The sequence below is a fragment of the Candidatus Eisenbacteria bacterium genome (assembly GCA_016235265.1).
Taxonomy (GTDB): Bacteria; Eisenbacteria; RBG-16-71-46; order RBG-16-71-46; family JACRLI01; genus JACRLI01.
Genome location: JACRLI010000001.1, coordinates 14,498 through 32,690 on the forward strand (window position 1 = coordinate 14,498; position 18,193 = coordinate 32,690).

Here is an 18,193-nt window from a genome sequence, read left to right on the forward strand (position 1 = left end):
CTCCTACCGGATGCCGTCCCCGGGCTCATCGCCGGGCAACGGAGGCAGCGCCGACGCCAGGTCGGCGGTCAGGGTCTGAGAATACCAGAAGCCGGCCTCGGTGAGGCTCAGCCGCCCGGCCGCGCAGGTCACACGGTCGGTGTCCTGGAGTCCGGCCCACTTCCCGGCTGCGGCTTCCGCCCCGGGGCCCAGCGAGCCCAACTCCACTCCCCCGGCGGTCCGCAGCGCCAGGAACAGCCGCTCCAGCCGCCGCTGCTCCGGCGTGGGAGTCTCGCGGCCCTCCTCGGCGTCGCCCCCGGCTTCGATGCGCCGGGCGTACACCCGGTGCGGGCGCACGTTCCAGGAACGGTCCCGGCCGTCGAAGCTGTGCGCGCCCGGGCCCAGCCCCAGGTACGGCCGGTCCTGCCAGTAGCCCAGGTTGTGCGCCGACTCGTGGCCCGGCAGGCAGAAGTTGGAGATCTCGTAGTGGCGCCAGCCCGCCCCGCGCATCCGGGCGCACAGGTGCTCGTAGTGCCGCCCCGCCTGCTGCTCCGACAGCGGGGCCACCCTGCCGGACTCGATCCGGCGGGCCATCGGCACGCGGGGGTTGAGCTCCAGGGCGTAGGCCGACACGTGATCGGGCCGCCAGGCGAGCACCTCGTCCAGCGTGCCGGCCCAATCGGCGTCGGCCTGGCCCGGCAGACCGAACATCAGGTCCACGTTCACCGAATCGAAGCCGGCCTCGCGCGCCGCGTCGAACGCCGCCCTCGCGCCGCCGGCGCCGTGCCCGCGGCCCAGGAGCTCCAGCAGGTGGGCGCGCGTGGACTGCACCCCCAGGCTGAGCCGCGTGACGCCCGCGGATCGCAGCGCCCGCAGCGTCGCGGGGGTGGCGCTCTCCGGGTTGGCCTCCACGGTCACTTCCACGGCGGTGCCGGCGGCGCACAGCTCGCGCACCAGGCCCGTGAGCAGCTCCGCGGGGAGTTCCGTGGGGGTGCCGCCTCCGAAGTACACCGTGCGGGGACGCAGGCCTCCGCCGCGCCGGCGCCACTCCCCCAGCAGCGCGCGCGCCAGCCCGGCGTGCGCGTCGGGGTCGCTGCGCGCGATGGTGAAGTCGCAGTAGGGGCAGAGGGTCCGGCAGAACGGGACGTGCGCGTACACGCCCGCGGCCGCGGGCGCGCCGAAATCAGCGGACGAGGTTGAGGAGCCGCCCAAACCTCAGTCCCTTCGGGACGGGCCCGCCCAGGACCTCGCCCACGGGCGTGCTGTCCCAGGACCAGTAGATGAAGATGGCCTTGCCCTTCAGCAACTGGCCATCCACGTCGCCGAAGAAGCGGCTGTCCTGGCTGTCGTCGCGGTTGTCGCCCATCATGAAGAAGTGGCCCGGCCGCACCGTGAACGGGCCGAAGTTGTCGCGGGGCGCCACCTCGCGGGGGATGGTATCCGGGTAGATGTGGTGCACGTAGCCCTCGACCACCGGGGCGCCGTTGCGATAGAGCTGCTTGTTGCGCATCTCGATCACGTCGCCGGGGACGCCCTCGCAGCGCTTGATGTAGTCCTGGGAGGGGTCCATGGGATTGCGGAACACGATCACGTCGCCGTGGCGGGGGTCGCGGATCCGGGGCAGCTGGAACAGCAGCTTGTCGGTGAACGGCACGGTGATCTTCGCGCCGTAGAGGAACTTGTTCACGAACAGGAAGTCGCCCACCAGCAGGGTGTCCTCCATGGACGCGGACGGGATTCGGAACGCCTGGAGCACCACCATGCGGATGATCACGGTGAGCACCACCGCGAACAGGATCGCTTCGGCGTATTCCCTCACCCCGGATTTCCTTCCTGCGCCCGCTCGAGCCTTGCCTGCCAAACCGGCCTCCTGGTTCAGGGCTTGTCCACCTTGAGGACCGCGAGGAAGGCCTCCTGCGGGACCTCCACGCGCCCTATCTGCTTCATACGACGCTTGCCTTCCTTTTGTTTCTCCAGCAGCTTGCGCTTACGCGTGATGTCGCCGCCGTAGCACTTGGCGATCACGTTCTTGCGCATGGCGCCGATGGTCTCGCGCGCCACCACCCGCCCGCCGATGGCGGCCTGGATCGCCACCTGGAACATGTGCCGGGGAATCAGCTCCTTGAGCCGGCTGGCGATGTGACGGCCCCAGTCGTGCGCCTTGTCGCGGTGCACGATCGCCGAGAGCGCGTCCACCGGCTCGCCGTTCAGGAGGATGTCCATCTTCACCAGGTCGGCGGCCTGGTAACCGCACGGTTCGTAGTCGAAGCTCGCGTACCCCTTGGACAGCGACTTCAGGCGGTCGTAGAAATCGAGCACGATCTCGCTCAGGGGCAGCGTGTAATTGAGGCGCACCCGGCGCGTGTCGAGGTACTCCATGCCGCCGAAGATCCCACGCCGCTCCTGGGCCAGCTGCATGATGTTGCCCACGTAGTCCGAGGGCACCAGCACCGTGGCCTTGACCACCGGCTCCTCGATCTCCTCGATCACGGTGGGGTCGGGCATCAGCACCGGGTTGTCCACCACCGCCAGGGTCCCGTCGCTGCGCAGCACGTGGTACTCCACGCTGGGCACGGTGGCCAGCAGGTTCACGCCGTACTCGCGGCGGAGTCGTTCCTGGACGATCTCCATGTGCAGCAGGCCCAGGAACCCGCACCGGAACCCGAACCCGAGCGCGATGGAGGTCTCCGGGGTGTACTTCAGCGAGGAGTCGTTCAGGATGAGCTTCAGCAGCGAGTCGCGCAGCAGCTCGTAGTCGTCGGTGTTCACCGGGTACAGGCCGCTGAACACCATCGGCTTCATGGGGCGGTATCCCGGCAGCGGCAGGGTCCCGGTGGCGCCGGCGTCGCACACCGTGTCGCCCACGGTGACGTCGCGCACCTCCTTCATGCCCGCCACCACGTAGCCCACCTCCCCCGCCACCAGCTCGGAGCGCGGCTCGAAGCTCATCTTGAAGTGGCCCACCTCGCCCACCTCGAACTCCTCGCCGTTGGACAGCAGCCGGATGTGCCCGCCCGGCTTGACCGTGCCCTCCATCACCCGCACGTACACGATCACCCCGCGGTAGGGGTCGAACTGGGAGTCGAAGATGAGAGCGCGCAGCGGATCGCCGGCGTCGCCCCTGGGCGCCGGCAGGTCCCGCACCACCAGCTCCAGCAGTTCGTCGATCCCGGTGCCCTGCTTGGCGCTCACCCGCGCGATGTGCTCCGGGTCCAGCCCCAGGGTGTCGCGGATCTCCTGCTCCACCTCGTCCGGGCGCGCCGCGGGCATGTCCACCTTGTTGATCACCGGCAGGATGGTCAGGCCCTGGTCCAGTCCCAGGAACAGGTTCGAAATGGTCTGGGCCTGCACCCCCTGCGTGGCGTCCACGAGCAGCAGGGCCCCCTCGCAGGCGGCCAGGCTGCGCGACACCTCGTAGCTGAAGTCCACGTGCCCCGGCGTGTCGATGAGGTTCAGGATGTACTCCGTGCCGTCGCGCGCGGTGTAGTCCATGGAGATGGGGTGTGACTTGATGGTGATGCCGCGCTCGCGCTCCAGGTCCATGTCGTCCAGGACCTGCGCCATCATCTCGCTCTTGCGCAGCGTGTGCGTCGCCTCCAGCAGGCGGTCCGCCAGGGTGGACTTCCCGTGGTCAATGTGGGCGATGATACAGAAGTTGCGAAAGCGATCCGGTGTCATTCCGCTCCGTGCGCGCTGCCGCGACGCCAGCCCACGCGCAGGCCCAGGAACGCCTGCCCGCGCCGGCCCGGAAGGGCCGTCACCGGTGTCACGTCGAAGTTCTTGAAGTGGGCATCCACGTAGGCGTCCAGCATGGACAGTCCGACCGCGCCGACGGTCCACCAGATGAACCCGGCGCGCCGGTCGCGGGCGCTCTGCAGGGAGATCCCGATGCTCAGGCTGTCGTCCAGGGTGGGCGCGGCGCGCAGGCTGTCTTCGGCCCGCCCCACGTCCCGCCCCGCCGACACCGCCGATCCCGCGAGGTATCCCTCCAGGCCGGCGACCAGGACCGCCTTCCACCACTTGCCGTTGGTCAGCTGCCCCCAGCCGGGGAGCAGCGCCGAGCGCAGCATGACCGAGTACGGCTTGGGCCTAGGATACGCGATTGCCGGCGGCGGGGTCGAGTCGGAAGATGCCCCCGGCGCGAAGCGCGGATCGGCCTCGCCGGGCTTCTCGTAGACCGGGAACGCCACGGCGGAATCCGCTGCGGAGAGGAGATTTGGCGCGTGCCCGGCGCCACGGCCCGGGCCTGCGCCGGAGGCGGTGTCCACGGCGGTGGAGTCCCCGGGCAGGCTGTCCGGGAACGCCCCCAGGGTATCCGGATTGCCGGGCAGGCGGGAGGTCGGCAGCCTCAGCCGGGGCGGCCGCGGGCCGTGGATGAGGCCCGAGGTATCGGTGGGGGCGCGTACGCCGACGATGGCGGCAGCGGAATCCGGCGCCTCCGCCGCTCCCGAGGCTGCCGCCGCGGGCCGGGCCGGCGGCTCCCGTTCGGCCGTTGCCGCCGCCGGCACCGCCAGCGCGCAGGCGGCCAGCAGCGCCGGCAGGATCAGAAGATGGCGGGAGTGCATGGGAATCGAACCCACCCACGACGTGAACCACGCCGCACACGAGGATTTGAAGTCCTGGAGGGTCACCAGACCCTACCCACTCCCGAAGGAACCACCGCGGCCTCCGGCATCAGACCACCCGCAGGAGCTTCCGCCCGCGGCGCAGCGCCCGCCCGACGACGTGCGCCTCGCGCACCTTGCCGCGCCGCAACCCGTCCAGCAGCCGGCCCAGCCGGGACCGCGGCACCGCGATCAGCAGCCCGCCGCTGGTCTGCGGGTCGCATAGCGCCCGCCGGAGCTCCAGCGGCACATGCGCGGCGAAGCCCGTGAGGGGTGAAACGAATTCCAGGTTGGCCGTGAGCCCGCCCGGGAAGCAGCCGGCCGCCAGGTACTCCTCCACGCCGGGCAGCAGCATCACCCTCGAGGCGTCGATCTCCAGCGTGACCCCGCTGGCGGCGGCGATGTTCCGCGCGTGGCCCAGCAGGCCGTAGCCGGTGACATCCGTGGCGGCGCGCGCGCCGGCGGCCAGCATGGCGCGCGCGGCCCCCGCGTTCAGGGATCGCATCAGCGCGGTGACCCGGCGCAGCAGCGCCGGCGGCAACAGCCCCCGCTTGAGCGCGGTGGTCAGCACGCCGGTGCCCAGCGGCTTGGTGAGCACCAGCACGTTGCCGGGCGCGGCACCCGCGTTGGTGACCACCCGGCGGGGGTGCACCAGCCCCGTGACCGCGTAGCCGAACTTCAGCTCGCGGTCCTTGATCGAGTGCCCGCCGATGACCTCCACCCCCGCGCGGCGCATCACCTCGTTGCCGCCGCGCAGGATCTGCGCCACCGAAGCGTCGCTCACGCCGGTGGCCGGCACTCCCAGCAGGCCCAGCGCGGTCACCGGCCGGCCGCCCATGGCGTACACGTCGGAGAGCGCGTTGGTCGCGGCCACCGCGCCGAAGTCGCGCGGCGAGTCCAGCACCGGGGTGAAGAAATCCACCGTTTGCACCAGTGCTTCCGTGGCCGACAGCCGGTACACGCCGGCGTCGTCCCACGTCTCGGGGCCCACCAGCACGCGCGAGGAGGCGCGCCTCCGTGGCAGGCTCTTGAGCACACGGGCCAGGACCCCCGGCCCGAGCTTGGCGGCTCAGCCTGCGCACTCCACCTGCGCGGTGAGGCGCACGCGGGCCAGGTCGCGCCGGTTCAGCGGGCGGCCCATGCCTCGATTTCCACACGCGCCGCCTTGGGCAGCCCCAGCACCGCCACGGTGGAGCGGGCCGGCGGCGACTCGCCGAAGTGACGCGCGTACACCTCGTTCATGGCGGTGAACTCGCCCATGTCCGCGAGGAACACGGTGGTCTTCACCACGTTGGCCAGGGTCATCTCCTGGGCGGCCAGGATGGCGGCCAGGTTCTTCAGGGCCCGCTCCGTCTCGGCCTGCACCCCCCCGGGCACCATCTCCCCGGTGGCGGGGTCCAGGCCCAGCTGCCCGGCAGTGGCCACGGGCCGGGTGATGCCCTGGGGCGTGGCGTTGACCGCCATGCCCTGGCTGTAGGGGCCGATGGCCGCGGGGGCCTGGTCCGTCTTCACCGGTTGAAGGTTCCGCATGGGATCTCCCGCCCGCGGAGGACGCGGGCGTCATCCGGGGCAACGGGCCGGCCGTCCCCGAAACGTCGGAAGCCGGCGGCTGTGCCGGGACGGCCGGGCGGCCGCCCCTATTCTACCGTGACGCTCTTGGCCAGGTTGCGGGGCTGGTCCACGTCGCAGCCGCGCGCCACGGCCATGTAGTAGGCCATCAGCTGCAGGGGGATCACCGAGAGCACCGGCGTGAGCATGTCCTCGGTGCGCGGGATGTAGATCACGTGGTCGGCCCGCTTGCGCACCTGGTCGTCGCCCTCGGTGGCCACGGCGATGATCTTGCCCCGCCGCGCGCGCACTTCCTCCATGTTGCTGACCACCTTCTCGTACGCGCTGTCCTGCGTGCAGATAAACACGACCGGCATGTTGTCGTCAATCAACGCGATGGGGCCGTGCTTCATCTCCGCGGCCGGGTAGCCCTCGGCGTGGATGTAGGAGATCTCCTTGAGCTTGAGCGCGCCCTCCAGGGCCACCGGGAAGTTGTAGCCGCGCCCCAGGTACAGGAAGTTGTTGTGGTGCGAGTACAGCCGGGCGATGGTCTCGACCTCGCGGTGGCGCTTGAGGATCTCGTCCACCTGGCCCGGCAGCGCCTTCAGCGCGCGGGCGATGCGCACGCCGTCCTCGCGGCTCATCTCGTGGAGGCGTCCCAGCTGCAGCGTCAGCACCGCCAGCGCGGTCACCTGCGAGGTGAACGCCTTGGTGGAGGCCACCCCGATCTCCGGGCCGGCGTGGATGTACACGCCGCCGTCCGACTCGCGGGCGATGGTGGAGCCCACCACGTTGCAGATGCCCAGCGAGCGGGCGCCCTTGCGCCGGGCCTCGCGCATGGCGGCCAGCGTGTCGGCGGTCTCCCCGGACTGGCTCACCACCAGGACCACCGTGTTGGGCCGGATGATGGGGTTGCGGTAGCGGAACTCGGAGGCGTACTCCACTTCCACCGGGATGCGCGCCTGGTCCTCGAGCATGTACTCACCGATCATGCCCGCATGCCAGCTGGTGCCGCAGCCCAGGATGATGATCCGCTCGATGCGCCGCAGCTCCTCGTCGGTCATGTTGAGGCCGCCCAGCTTGGCGGTGCCCTCGTCGGGCTGCACGCGGCCGCGGATGCCGTTCTCGATCGAGGTCGGCTGCTCGAAGATCTCCTTGAGCATGAAGTGGGCGAAGCCGCCCTTCTCCACCTCGGAGAGGTTCCAGCTCACCTCGGTCACGTCCTTGCTCACCTTGTCGCGGTCCACGGTCATGGTCTGGAACCCGTCGCGGGTGACCACCACCACTTCCCCGTCGTCCAGGTACACCACGCGCTTGGTGTGCGCCAGCAGGGCCGCGACGTCGGAGGCCAGGTAGTTCTCCTCGTCGTTGAGGCCCACCACCAGCGGGCTGCCCAGGCGCGCGCCCACCAGCTTGCCCGGCTCGTCGCTGCTGATCACGGCGATGCCGTAGGTGCCTTCCACCATCTGCAGCGCCTGGCACACCGCCTCCTCCAGCGGACCCTTGTGGAACTTCTCCACCAGGTGGACCAGCACTTCCGTGTCGGTCTGGCTGTCGAAGACGTGGCCCTCGCTCTCCAGCATCTGGCGCAGCACCTGGTAATTCTCGATGATGCCATTGTGGGCCAGCGCGATGCGCCTGCGCCCGTCCATGTGGGGGTGGGCGTTCACGTCGTTGGGCTCGCCGTGGGTGGCCCACCGGGTGTGGGCGATGCCGGTGGTGCCCGCGGGGGTGTTGCCCCGCAGGCGCTCCTCGAGCATGCGGATCTTCCCCGCCGCCTTCACCACGCGCAGGGCGCCGTCCTCGAGCACCGCCACGCCGGAGGAGTCATAGCCGCGGTACTCCATGCGCTTGATGCCCTCGAGCAGCATGGGCACCCCGTTGCGGTTGCCGACGTAGCCTACGATCCCGCACATGCTCTACACCTCCAGGGCCGTCCGCCACGCCTGCTCGGCGCGGCGGCACAGGTCCGCCGCCCGGCCGGCCTCGCGGGCCTCGGCCAGGATGCGGCTGATGGGTTCCGTCCCCGAGGCGCGCAGTTGCACCCACGCGTCCTCGTAGTCCACCCGGATACCGTCGCGCTCGTCGAAGCGCCCGTCCGGGAACGCGGTCTTCACGGCCTCGCGCAGCCGCTCCGGCGCGGCGCGGCCGGCCTGCTTCGTCTTCACGATGTGAAACGCCGGCAACGACCGGACCCAGGCGGACAGCGTGCCGCCGCGCCTGGCCAGACCGGCCAGCAGGACCGCGGCCGCCGCCGAGCCGTCGCGACCCATGTGGCACTCGGGCAGAATCAGCCCGCCGTTGCCCTCGCCGCCCACCACCGCTCCGTGCTCCCGCATGCCCTGCACCACGTGGGCCTCACCCACCGGGGTGCGGAACAGCTGCGAGCCGTGTGCGCGCGCCACCTCGGCGGTGAGGTTGCTGGTGGAAAGATTGATCACCACCGGGCCCGGGGCAAGCCCCAGGACGTGGTCGGCGGCCAGCGCCAGGGTGTACTCCTCGCCGATCGGGGTGCCGGTTTCGTCCACCACCGCCAGCCGGTCGGCGTCCGGATCGTGGGCGAGGCCCAGGTCGGCTCCCAGCCGGCGCACCTCGGCGCCCAGGTCCCCGAGATTCTCGGGCACCGGTTCGGCGCCGCGCGAGAAGCGGCCCGTGGGCTCGCCGGCCATCACCGTGAGTCTACACCCCAGCGATTCGAGAAGCGGAGCGGTCACCACCGCGCCGGCGCCGTGGGCGCAGTCCAGGACCACCTTGAAGGCACGCTTCCGGATGGCCGCCGGGTCAATGCACGAGAGCCCCAGCACGCGCTTCAGATGCGCCGCCGCGGCTCCGGGTTGCTCGCGCAGGGCCCCCAGCCGGTCGTAGGGCGCCCACTTCTGAAGGCCCTGCTCGAAGATCCGGAGCATCTGGGCGGCGTCGTGCGCGCACAGGAAACTGCCCTGGGGCCCGATGAACTTGAGCGCGTTCCATTCCGGGGGATTGTGGCTGGCGCTCACCACCAGGCCGCCGCGGGCGGGCAGCTGCTCCACCGCCAGCTGCACCGTGGGAGTGGGCACGATGCCCAGGACCAGCACATCGCCGCCCACCGCCTGCACGCCGCACGCGGCGGCGGCCAGGACCAGCGGGCCGGAAACGCGCGAGTCGCGGCCGATGGCGATGGGCCCCCCGCCGCAGAAGGTGGCGTGGGCCGCGGCGAGCCGGGAGACCAGGTCGGGGGTCAGGCCGTCGCCCACCACACCCCGGGCGCCGCTGACGGAGATCACGAGTGGCATGCGGTCCGTCCAGGTCGAAAAAGGAAAGGTCCGAGCCGGCGCGGTGGCCGGACCGGACCGGGTCGTTTCCAAGGGATGGAGCTGGTGAGCGGAATCGAACCGCTGACCTGCTCATTACGAGTGAGCTGCTCTACCAGCTGAGCTACACCAGCTCCGGAAACGATTCCGCCGCGCCCCCTGCGGGCACGGCCGGGCGGAAACATGGTGCGACCCCCCAGAATCGAACTGGGGACACCCAGATTTTCAGTCTGGTGCTCTACCAACTGAGCTAGGGTCGCAAAGCCCTGTCACGCTACCACATCGTCCCGAGGCCGGTCAACATCCCCCGGGCCCTAGGCGGCGCGGGCGGGGTCGTGGCGCTGGAGCGCCTCGCGGACCCGGGCCTTGAGCTCGTCCAGGTTCGCCGACTTTACCACGTAGGCCTCGGCGCCCCAGGCCCCGAAGTCATGCTTGAATGCGGGGTAGGCGCTGTTGATCACCACCGGCAGGTCCCGCCGGACCCGCAGCAGCTCGCCCAGGGTGGTCAGGCCGTCCATGCCGGACATGCGGATGTCCAGGACCACCACGTCCACGGCATCGGAACGGATCCGCTCCAGGGCCGCCTCGCCGCTGGCGGCCGAGACCACCCGGTAGCCCTCGTCCTCGAACTCGAGCGTGTAGAGGTCCACCAGGCTCTCGTCGTCCTCCACGATCAGGAGAGACTTCTTCCCGTTCACACCTGCCACCTTTCTGTGGTTCCCGGGCCGCCGGCCCGGTCGGTTCAGGCCGCCTGTTTCCGGTCGGAGCGGGCCGGGCGGCGCCGGTCCGCGGCGCCCTCCCGGCGGTCTTCGTTCCCCTTCAGCGGCAGCACCACCGAGAACACGCAGCCCCAGTCGCCGTCGCTGCGCACCCGGATCTCGCCGCCGTGCTCGCGCACGATCTGGTCGGCCACCGCCAGTCCCAGCCCGGTGCCGTTCTCGCGCGAGGTGCAGAACGGCACGAACAGGCGTTCCATCACCTCGCCCGGGATCTTGGGGCCGTCATTGGCCACGTCCACTTCCACGTGCTCCGGCAGCCGCCGGGTCTCCACCTTGATCCGGCCGCCGTGGGAGACGTTCTGCAGCGCGTTCTGCAGGATGTTGAGCAGCACCTGCTTGATCTTGTCGGCGTCCAGCAGCAGCTCGGGGATGTCCGGGCCCAGCCGCTTCACCAGGCGCACCTTCCGCTCGCCCAGCGTGGGCCCGAGCAACTGCAGCGTCTCCCCCAGCACCTTGTTCAGGTCCTCCAGGCGCACCCGCGGCTGCGACAGCTGCGCGAACTGCAGCTGCTCGGTCAGGATCCGCTCCAGGCGCTCGGTTTCGCGCACCACCAGTTCCATGGGTTCGCGGTTGGGGTCGGTCTGGGCCAGCGTGCGGGTCACGCGCCGGGCGAAGCCGCCGATGGCGGCCAGCGGGTTGCGGATTTCGTGGGCCACCTTGGCGCTCATCTCCCCCAGCGCGGCGAGCTTCTCGTTGCGCAGCAGCAGCGCCTGGGTCTCGCGCAGCCGGATCTCCTGGCGGCGCGTCCCGTCGAGCAGCCGCAGGTTGTCCACCGCGATGGCAGCCTGGTCGGCCAGGGTGCCCAGGAATTGCCGGTCGTGCCGGTCGAAGGCCGGCAGCTCGAAGCTGGCGCGCGCCATGCGGTCGTACACCGCCAGCGCGCCGATCACGCGGCCGCGAACCACCAGCGGCGCGCACAGCGCGGCGCGCCCGACCTGCTCACCCTCGAGGTCGCGCACCGCGATCGGTTCCCCGCGGCGGGCCGCCTCGGTGGCCAGCGAGGCCAGGGAGGCCTCCACCTCCGGGCCGGGTTGCGTGCCCCCCGCGCACCAGCGCGAGTGGACCGCCAGCCCGCTGGCGGCCGAGAGCCAGGCGATGCCCCCACGCGCCGAGGTGACCTCCGCCGCGCAGCGCACCAGCAGCTCGAGGGTCTTCTTCAAGTCCTGCACGCCCAGGAAGTGCTTGCCGATCTCGTGGAGGGTGGCCAGCTGGGCGGCACGCGTGCGCACTTCGGAGAGCTGCTGCGCATTGCCCAGGGCCAGGCCCGCCTGGTGGGCCACCTCGGCGGCCAGCGCCAGGCGCTCGCCCGCGTCGCCGGGCTGGCCAGCGAAACGGTCGGCCACCACCACTCCCAGGACCCGGTCCACCGAGCGCAGCGGCACCACCAGCCCGGTGGGGCCGTCGAACATGTCGCGCAGCCCCGCCGGCAGCGGGTCGTGCGCGCCGAAGCAACCCGCTTCACCGGCCAGCGCCCGGGCCAGCACGCCCTCGGGCAGGCTGGCGACGGGATAGCTCAGCGCGGCCACGCACGCGGTCAGGGCCGCGTCGCCGGGCCCCGGCGAGCTGCCCACCGCGAGGCGCACCAGGTCCTCCAGGGGCATGGGCTCCCGCTCCAGCGTGGACCAGATTTCGTAGGCGGCCTCGCGCGAGGGAGGCCCCACCGCCATGTGCCCGCGCAGCGTGCCGGTCTCCTCGTCCACCAGCAACATCGCCGCCCGGTTCATCGCCAGCGCCGTGCCCGCGGTGACCGCGGTCAGCGTGATCCGGGCGATGCGCTCGGGCTCCATGGTGGCGTGCATGAGGTTGACCACCCGGAACAGCAATTCCAGGTCGGCCAGCTCACGCTCGAGGTCGTGGGCGCGTTCCATCGGGTCGCGGTCCTTTGTGGGATCGTTCCGGCCCCTGGTGGGGCGAAAGCGGAACTCGGGGTCGTGCTTCACTGTCTGAGCCCATCCGGCGGCCCGCCTGTCGGAAGGCCGCACCTGTCCACTCCGGAATTTCGCAAGTTCCGTTCCAGCAACGCCTCCCGGCCTCCAGGCCCCGGCACAACCCCCACGGATCCCGGTAAGACGTTCTCCGATTGGGACTTGACAGCCTCCGGACCCGCCTCTAACTTCCTTCTGATCCACCCCTTACGCCAACCCAAGGAGTCGAGCATGGGCAGTGACGGACCGGCGGCCTTCGGCCCCCAGGACAAAAACCAGCCATCCATTAACATCGAGCTCGGGGAGAAGGAAGCCGAGGGGATCTATTCGAACCTGGCCCTGATTGCGCACTCGCCGTCCGAATTCATCGTGGATTTCGCGCGGGTGCTGCCCGGAATCCCCAAGAGCCGCGTGTACGCGCGCATCGTCATGACCCCGCACCACGCGAAGCTCCTGTCGCAGGCGCTGGAGCAGAATCTGAAGAAGTTCGAAGAGAGCTTCGGCAAGATCAACATCCCCGGCGACCCCGGCTCCCAGGCCCGCGGCATCGGGTTCTAGCCGGGGCCGCGCGGACCGCGGCGCGCCAGCGCGTAGTAGCCGCCGCCCAGCGCCTCCACCCGGCCTTCCAGCTCCAGCCGCACCAGCTCCGCCTGCACCGCGCCGGCGCTGCTTCCGCCGTTCGCCAGCTCGTCCACGTGCTGCGGCTCGCGCCGCAGCGCCCGCAGCAGCCATTCGCGCTCCGGGCCCTCCCCGCCCTCCGGAAGGGACTCGGGCGCGGGGTCATCCGACGCACCCGTCCCGCACCTCCCGCACGCGGAGCCCCAGCCCATCGCCGCCAGCACGTCCGAGGCATCCAGGAGCGGAGTCGCGCCGGCGCGCAGGAGCTGGTTCGAACCGCGACACGACGGTGCGGTGGGATCTCCCGGGGCCACCAGCGCCGGCACCTGCATGGCCAGCGCCCAGTTCACGGTGGTGAGCGCGCCCGACCTCTCTCCCGCCTCCACCACCAGCACCGCGTCCGCGACGGCCACCATCAGCCGGTTGCGCCGGGGAAAATGGTAGGGTAGCGGCTGCGTGCCGGGCTCGAACTCGCTCAACGCCGCGCCCCGCGCGCACACCCGCTCCAGCAGGCCGGCGTGCTCGGGCGGGTAGACCACGTCCAGGCCGGCGCCCAGCACCGCCACGGTCCGCCCGGCTTCCAGGGCGCCCTCGTGCGCGGCCGCGTCCACGCCCCGCGCCAGCCCGCTCCACACTTCCACACCCTCCCGCGCCAGCTCCGCCGCCAGGTCGCGGGCGAAGGCCCGCCCGCCGCGCGTGGCGCGCCGCGCGCCCACCAAGGCCACTCGGCGGGCCGCCGGTTCCAGCCGTCCGCGCACCCACACCACCGCGGGGGCCTGCTCCAGGCGGAAGAAGCGCTCCGGGTACTCCGGGTCCGCCGCCGTCACGAGACGACCTCCCGGCGGCTCGAACCCGGAGCCGGGCGCCGTGACTCCAGGGCCCGGCGCGACGTCCTCGGGGCAACTCGCCCCGGTTCGCGCATCCACAGGGGGTTCCGGCCGCTGTCCCGCGGCCGCAGGCCGGCCCGTCCCATCCCGCGCCGCCCGCACGGCATCCTTCAGCGCCCGCTGTTCCTCCTCGGAGAATCCCTCGCGCCCCAGCCGCGCCGCGCTCCACCGCGCGCACCCGAACGGCCCCTCCCCGCTCTCCACCAAAACACGAAGCGCGCGGCCCGAAAGCCCCGCGCCCAGAACACGCCCCGTCGCGTCCACCCGAACCCCCCACCCTGTAAGCCCGCCCCGCGGACCGTGATTCCCGGCCCGGCACCCCGCGCCCCCGCGCGGCGGCCCCGGGCCGGTCCCCGATGCGGCTAGCGCACCGCTTCCGGAGGCTGCGCCTTGCCCCCGGTGAGCACCTCCCACACCAGGCCGCCCTTGCGGCCGGTGTCCCCCTGCTCCCAGAGCTCGCTGCCGTCCTCCCTGACCGTCATGAGCTGCGTGTCGGCCAGCAGGCGCCGGACCTTCTCCTCGAGCCCGGCCTCCCCGGCCTCGAGCAGGCGCAGCGCCGGCTCCCGGTCCGAGGGGCTCCGCGCGTACACGCCGCGCGCCACGGAGGTCACTCCGCCGCGCCGGCACACGTGCACCAGCGCCGAGGCGGCCGACTCGCTGACGGTGCGGTTCTCCTCCAGCAGCATGTCCAGGAGCACCGCGAGGCACTCCGAACCGCCCACCGCCCCCAGCACCCGCGCCGCGCCCGCGCGGCTGTACCACAATCCCGAGCGCGCCAGCGGCAGCACCGCGGACACCGCGTCCTGGCCCATGGCGGTCAGCGCCTTCGCCGCGCTCTCGCGCAGCGTCCAGCTCTCGTGGCCCAGCAGCTCGGTGAGGGCCGGGATGGCCTCCGCCCCGCGCGCGCGGACCAGCTCGTCCACGTGGGCCCGCTTCTTTCGAACATCGTCGCGTTTCAATGCTTCTCCCTCAAACGGGGGTGGCCTTGGAAACTTCTTCGAGCGCCGTCCAGATGCGCTGCTGCAGCTCGGGCAGGCCGTCGCCGGTGTGCGCGGAGATGCGCAGGGGCGGCCCTTCGGCCCAGTCCCCCACCTTCGCGCCGGGCGCCAGCAGGTCGCACTTGGTCAGCACCGGCAGCCGGGGCTTGGACGCCAGTAGGGGATTATACGCCATCAGCTCCGCCTCGAGCATCCGCGCCGCCGCCGGCGGGTCTTCGTGATCGGCGGGCACCATCATCAACAGCACCCGGGTGCGCTCCACGTGGCGCAGGAAGTCGTGTCCCAGGCCGCGGCCCGCGCTGGCGCCCTCGATCAGCCCGGGGATGTCCGCCATGAGGTAGTTGCGCTCGCCGTCCAGCTGCACCAGGCCCAGGTGGGGCTCCAGCGTGGTGAACGGGTAGTCCGCGATCTTCGGCCGGGCCGCCGAGACGCGCGAGAGCAGCGTGGACTTGCCGGCGTTGGGCGGGCCCACCAGCCCCACGTCGGCGATCAGCTTGAGTTCCAGCCGGAGCCGGAATTCCTCCCCCGCCCGCCCGGGCTCCACCCGCCGGGGGGCGCGGTTGGTGGGGGTGGCGAAGTGGGCGTTGCCCCGGCCCCCGCGCCCGCCGCGCGCCGCCACGAACTCCGCGCCGGCGTCCACCAGGTCGGCCAGCACCTCGCCGGCCGGGTCCGAGTACACCACGGTGCCGGAGGGCACGCGGATGCGCAGGTCGCGGCCGGCCTTGCCGTACATCTTCTTGCCCATGCCGTGCCCGCCGCGGTCGGCCTCGAAGCGCTCGTGGTAGCGGAAGTCCAGCAGCGTGCGCATGTGCGGGTCCACCACCATCACCACGCTGCCGCCGTCGCCGCCGTCGCCGCCGTCGGGCCCGCCCTTGGGCACGTACTTCTCCCGGCGGAAGCTGGCGCAGCCGTCGCCCCCGCGGCCGGCGAGGACGTGGATGCGTACGCGGTCGATCAGCACGCGATCACGCGGGCCCGCACGAGCCGCAGCCGCCGGGCGGGCACGAGCCGCCGTCGCCGGCCTTGGGTGTGGCCTTCCCGGAGCCGTCGCCGGCGCCGGGCGTGGCCTTCCCGCCGTCCTCGCTGCGGGCCTTCTTCTTGTAGCCGGCGCTGCGATAGTCGGTGGCGTGGAAGCCGGAGCCCTTGAAGATCAGCCCCGCTCCGCCGCTCACCAGCCGCTTCACCCTGCCCTTGCACTCGGGGCACCGGGTGAGAGCCCTGGCGGTGATGGGCTGCACCTTCTCGAAGCGGTGGCCGCAGTCGGCACACTGGTACTCGTACGTGGGCATGGTGGTGCTTCTCCGCCTTTCAGGCCTTCAGTTTCTGGAGCGACGCCTTGATGCGGCCCAGAGCCTCGCGCAGCACGCTCTCCGAAGCGGCGTACGACAGGCGCTGGTAGCGGTCGTCGAGGAACGCCGCGCCCGGCACGATGGCCACGCGTGCGGTGTCCAGCAGGTGCTTCGCCAGGGCCACCGAGCCCCCGCCGCCGGGCAGCGCCGCGGCGTAGGCCGACAGGTCCACGAACGCGTAGAACGCGCCGGGCGGCGGCTGCATCCGCGCGTGCTTCCAGGTGCGGATCTCCGCCATCACCAGGGCGCGGCGTTCGGCGAAGGCCGCCTGCATGGCAGCCAGGTTCGCGGGATGGGCGGCGGTGAGCGCGAACGCCGCGGCGCGCTGGGCGATCGAGCTGCAGTTGCCCGAGGTCTGGCTCTGCAGCGCGGTCATGGCGTCAATCACGTCCCGCGGCCCCGCCGCGTAGCCGATCCGCCAGCCGGTCATGGCGAAAGCCTTGCTGAAGCCGTTCAGCGTCACGCACCGCTCGGCGAACTCCGGCGCCAGCGACGCCAGGCTCACGTGCGCGGCGCCGTCATACACCAGCTTCTCGTAGATCTCGTCGGTGATCACCCACAGGTCCTTCTCCACCGCCAGCCGCCCCACCGCCTCGAGCGATTCGCGGGAGGCCACCGCGCCGGTGGGGTTGTTGGGGCTGTTCACCATCAGGACGCGCGTGCGCGGGGTGCACGCCGCGCGCAGCGCGGCCGCGTCCAGCGCGAAACCGCTGGAGGCGGAGAGCGGCGCCTCCACCGGCACGCCGCCGGCCAGCCGCACCATCTCCGGGTAGCTGGGCCAGCACGGCGTGGGGATCACCACTTCGTCACCGGGCTCCACCAGCGCCAGCAGCGCGTGGAACAGTGCCGGTTTCACGCCGGCAGCGGCCATCACCTGGCCGGGCTCGACCGGGATGCCGTTCTCCCGGCGCAGCTTCTCCGCCACCGCCTTGCGGAGGTCGGGGATGCCCGCCACGCCGGTGTACCGGGTCTCGCCCTTGCGAATCGCGCCGATGCCCGACTCCTTGATGTCGTCGGGGGTGTCGAAATCGGGCTGGCCCGCACCCAGCGAGAGCACGTCCACGCCCTTCGCCTTGAGATCGCGCGCCGCGTCGTCAATGGCGATGGTCGGCGAGGGCGGCGTGGAGCGCGCCCGGTTCGAGAGCTGCCTCAGGTTCTGGGTCGTCATCACCGCTCCTCCGCGAGCACGGCCGCCACCACCGCAACGTGGAACACGTCCTCGGCCGAGGCCCCGCGCGACAGGTCACAGAAGGGGCGGGCCAGGCCCTGCACGATCGGCCCCAGCGCCCTCGCCCCCGCAAGCCGTTCCACCAGCTTGTACCCGATGTTGCCCGAGTGCAGGTCGGGGAAGATCAGCACGTTCGCGCGACCCGCCACGGGGCTCCCGGGCGCCTTCTTCTCCCCCACCGCCGCCACCAGCGCCGCGTCCGCCTGCAGCTCCCCGTCCATCGCGCGCCCCGGGGCCTTCTCCTTCGCCATCGCCAATGCGGCGCGGATCGCGTCCACCGAGGGGTGCTCCGCGCTCCCCTTCGTGGAGAACGCCAGAAAGGCCGTCATCGGCACGCCGCCGGTGAGCCGCTCGAACGAATCGGCGGTGCTCACCGCGATATCGGCGAGCTGCTCGGGCGTGGGCGCCGGGACCACGCCGCAGTCGGCGAAGAACAGCACCCGCGGCGGGCTGCCCGGCACTTCCATGAGGAAGAAGCTGGACACGGTCTTCACGCCGGGCTTGAGCCCCACCACTTTGATCCCGGCGCGCAGCACGTCGGCGGTGGTGTGCACCGCCCCGCCCACGCCGGCGTCCGCCTCGCCCGAGCGCACCAGCAGCGCGGCGAGCCACATCGGCTGCGCCAGCCGGGCGCGGGCCTCCTGCTCGTCGGCCAGCGCCAGGAGCAGCTGCAGCTGGTGCACCCGTTCCGCGGTGACCGCGGTCGCCGGGTCCACCACCTTCACTCCCACCAGCTTGAGGCCCAGCTGGCGCGCCCCGGCGCGCACCACCGCCTCGCGCCCGATCAGCGTGGGACGGGCCAGCTTGCGCTCCGCCAGCCACTCGGCCGCCTGCAGGATCCGCGGGTCCTCGCCCTCGGGGAACACCACCCGGGCATCCCGCCTCGCGGCGCGCGCCCTGAGCGTCTCCAGCGTGTTCATCGGCGAGTCCCCTCCGGAACCCCTTCCCCGGACCCCACCCACGAAGATCGTGTGGCTCGGCCTGCGCA

17 protein-coding genes and 3 tRNA genes are annotated in these 18,193 nt (G+C 71.9%); 1 reads left to right on the top strand and 19 read right to left on the bottom strand.

All coding sequences use genetic code 11. The features are described from left to right. Positions 1-3: 3 nt before the first annotated feature. The 13 genes from hemW to HZB25_00135 all read right to left on the bottom strand — a co-directional run bounded on the left by hemW (position 4) and on the right by HZB25_00135 (position 12,068). Positions 4-1,191, bottom strand: a complete 1,188-nt coding sequence (gene hemW / locus HZB25_00075) for a radical SAM family heme chaperone HemW (protein ID MBI5835619.1) — start codon at positions 1,189-1,191, stop codon at positions 4-6. Continuing rightward, the gene (lepB, locus tag HZB25_00080; protein ID MBI5835620.1) at positions 1,163-1,741 is read right to left on the bottom strand and encodes a signal peptidase I; all 579 of its coding nucleotides are present in this window, start codon (positions 1,739-1,741) and stop codon (positions 1,163-1,165) included. The genes hemW and lepB overlap by 29 nt, the downstream gene beginning before the upstream one ends. Before the next feature lie 113 nt (positions 1,742-1,854). Continuing rightward, positions 1,855-3,657: an elongation factor 4 gene (lepA, locus tag HZB25_00085; GenBank protein MBI5835621.1), complete on the bottom strand. Its 1,803-nt coding sequence runs from the start codon at positions 3,655-3,657 to the stop codon at positions 1,855-1,857. Then, positions 3,654-4,544, bottom strand: a complete 891-nt coding sequence (locus tag HZB25_00090; GenBank protein ID MBI5835622.1) for a hypothetical protein — start codon at positions 4,542-4,544, stop codon at positions 3,654-3,656. The genes lepA and HZB25_00090 overlap by 4 nt, the downstream gene beginning before the upstream one ends. Continuing rightward, a tRNA-Sec gene (locus tag HZB25_00095) sits at positions 4,531-4,628 on the bottom strand. Before HZB25_00095 ends, HZB25_00090 begins: the two co-directional genes overlap by 14 nt. A gap of 25 nt (positions 4,629-4,653) precedes the next feature. Then, complete coding sequence (selD, locus tag HZB25_00100; protein ID MBI5835623.1) at positions 4,654-5,628, bottom strand: selenide, water dikinase SelD; 975 nt, start codon at positions 5,626-5,628, stop codon at positions 4,654-4,656. Between the two features lie 80 nt (positions 5,629-5,708). After that, positions 5,709-6,113, bottom strand: coding sequence for a reactive intermediate/imine deaminase (locus HZB25_00105; protein MBI5835624.1), 405 nt, complete (start codon positions 6,111-6,113; stop codon positions 5,709-5,711). A gap of 107 nt (positions 6,114-6,220) precedes the next feature. Continuing rightward, on the bottom strand, positions 6,221-8,047 hold the full coding sequence (gene glmS / locus HZB25_00110; GenBank protein ID MBI5835625.1) for a glutamine--fructose-6-phosphate transaminase (isomerizing): 1,827 nt from the start codon (positions 8,045-8,047) through the stop codon (positions 6,221-6,223). A gap of 3 nt (positions 8,048-8,050) precedes the next feature. Further along, a complete protein-coding gene (gene glmM, locus HZB25_00115) occupies positions 8,051-9,403 on the bottom strand; it encodes a phosphoglucosamine mutase (GenBank protein MBI5835626.1) in 1,353 nt (450 codons plus the stop codon). A gap of 76 nt (positions 9,404-9,479) precedes the next feature. Further along, positions 9,480-9,555 (bottom strand) — tRNA-Thr (locus HZB25_00120). Positions 9,556-9,605: 50 nt separating this feature from the next. Beyond that, positions 9,606-9,681, bottom strand: a tRNA-Phe gene (locus tag HZB25_00125). A 54-nt stretch (positions 9,682-9,735) separates the two neighbouring features. After that, positions 9,736-10,119 (bottom strand): response regulator, encoded by a 384-nt coding sequence (locus HZB25_00130; protein ID MBI5835627.1) that lies wholly within the window; start codon positions 10,117-10,119, stop codon positions 9,736-9,738. Positions 10,120-10,163: 44 nt separating this feature from the next. Beyond that, on the bottom strand, positions 10,164-12,068 hold the full coding sequence (locus tag HZB25_00135; protein MBI5835628.1) for a GAF domain-containing protein: 1,905 nt from the start codon (positions 12,066-12,068) through the stop codon (positions 10,164-10,166). A 288-nt stretch (positions 12,069-12,356) separates the two neighbouring features. On the opposite strand from HZB25_00135, the gene HZB25_00140 reads away from it, so the two are divergent. Beyond that, positions 12,357-12,683 carry a DUF3467 domain-containing protein gene (locus tag HZB25_00140; protein ID MBI5835629.1) on the top strand — a complete coding sequence of 109 codons (327 nt, stop codon included), beginning with the start codon at positions 12,357-12,359 and terminating at the stop codon, positions 12,681-12,683. Here the strand turns inward: HZB25_00140 and dprA are convergent. The 6 genes from dprA to pta all read right to left on the bottom strand — a co-directional run bounded on the left by dprA (position 12,680) and on the right by pta (position 18,125). Further along, positions 12,680-13,570 (bottom strand): DNA-protecting protein DprA, encoded by an 891-nt coding sequence (gene dprA, locus HZB25_00145; GenBank protein ID MBI5835630.1) that lies wholly within the window; start codon positions 13,568-13,570, stop codon positions 12,680-12,682. The genes HZB25_00140 and dprA overlap by 4 nt on opposite strands. Positions 13,571-13,992: 422 nt before the next feature. Beyond that, on the bottom strand, positions 13,993-14,589 hold the full coding sequence (locus tag HZB25_00150; GenBank protein ID MBI5835631.1) for a HEAT repeat domain-containing protein: 597 nt from the start codon (positions 14,587-14,589) through the stop codon (positions 13,993-13,995). A 10-nt stretch (positions 14,590-14,599) separates the two neighbouring features. Then, entirely contained in the window at positions 14,600-15,589 is a 990-nt protein-coding gene (gene obgE / locus HZB25_00155) for a GTPase ObgE (protein MBI5835632.1), read from the bottom strand. Between the two features lie 4 nt (positions 15,590-15,593). Then, positions 15,594-15,917 carry a zinc ribbon domain-containing protein gene (locus tag HZB25_00160; GenBank protein ID MBI5835633.1) on the bottom strand — a complete coding sequence of 108 codons (324 nt, stop codon included), beginning with the start codon at positions 15,915-15,917 and terminating at the stop codon, positions 15,594-15,596. A gap of 19 nt (positions 15,918-15,936) precedes the next feature. Beyond that, positions 15,937-17,145 carry a pyridoxal phosphate-dependent aminotransferase gene (locus HZB25_00165; GenBank protein ID MBI5835634.1) on the bottom strand — a complete coding sequence of 403 codons (1,209 nt, stop codon included), beginning with the start codon at positions 17,143-17,145 and terminating at the stop codon, positions 15,937-15,939. Continuing rightward, the gene (pta, locus tag HZB25_00170) at positions 17,145-18,125 is read right to left on the bottom strand and encodes a phosphate acetyltransferase (protein ID MBI5835635.1); all 981 of its coding nucleotides are present in this window, start codon (positions 18,123-18,125) and stop codon (positions 17,145-17,147) included. Before pta ends, HZB25_00165 begins: the two co-directional genes overlap by 1 nt. Positions 18,126-18,193 lie beyond the last annotated feature (68 nt).

Excerpts from the sequence above, each read along its gene's own strand:
- HZB25_00105 (MBI5835624.1), bottom strand. The coding sequence starts at position 6,113 with ATGCGGAACCTTCAACCGGTGAAGACGGACCAGGCCCCCGCGGCCATC.
- lepA (MBI5835621.1), bottom strand. The coding sequence starts at position 3,657 with ATGACACCGGATCGCTTTCGCAACTTCTGTATCATCGCCCACATTGAC.
- HZB25_00135 (MBI5835628.1), bottom strand. The coding sequence starts at position 12,068 with ATGGAACGCGCCCACGACCTCGAGCGTGAGCTGGCCGACCTGGAATTG.
- lepB (MBI5835620.1), bottom strand. The coding sequence starts at position 1,741 with ATGGTGGTGCTCCAGGCGTTCCGAATCCCGTCCGCGTCCATGGAGGAC.
- HZB25_00090 (MBI5835622.1), bottom strand. The coding sequence starts at position 4,544 with ATGCACTCCCGCCATCTTCTGATCCTGCCGGCGCTGCTGGCCGCCTGC.
- glmM (MBI5835626.1), bottom strand. The coding sequence starts at position 9,403 with ATGCCACTCGTGATCTCCGTCAGCGGCGCCCGGGGTGTGGTGGGCGAC.
- pta (MBI5835635.1), bottom strand. The coding sequence starts at position 18,125 with ATGAACACGCTGGAGACGCTCAGGGCGCGCGCCGCGAGGCGGGATGCC.
- glmS (MBI5835625.1), bottom strand. The coding sequence starts at position 8,047 with ATGTGCGGGATCGTAGGCTACGTCGGCAACCGCAACGGGGTGCCCATG.
- HZB25_00160 (MBI5835633.1), bottom strand. The coding sequence starts at position 15,917 with ATGCCCACGTACGAGTACCAGTGTGCCGACTGCGGCCACCGCTTCGAG.
- HZB25_00140 (MBI5835629.1), top strand. The coding sequence starts at position 12,357 with ATGGGCAGTGACGGACCGGCGGCCTTCGGCCCCCAGGACAAAAACCAG.
- HZB25_00165 (MBI5835634.1), bottom strand. The coding sequence starts at position 17,145 with ATGACGACCCAGAACCTGAGGCAGCTCTCGAACCGGGCGCGCTCCACG.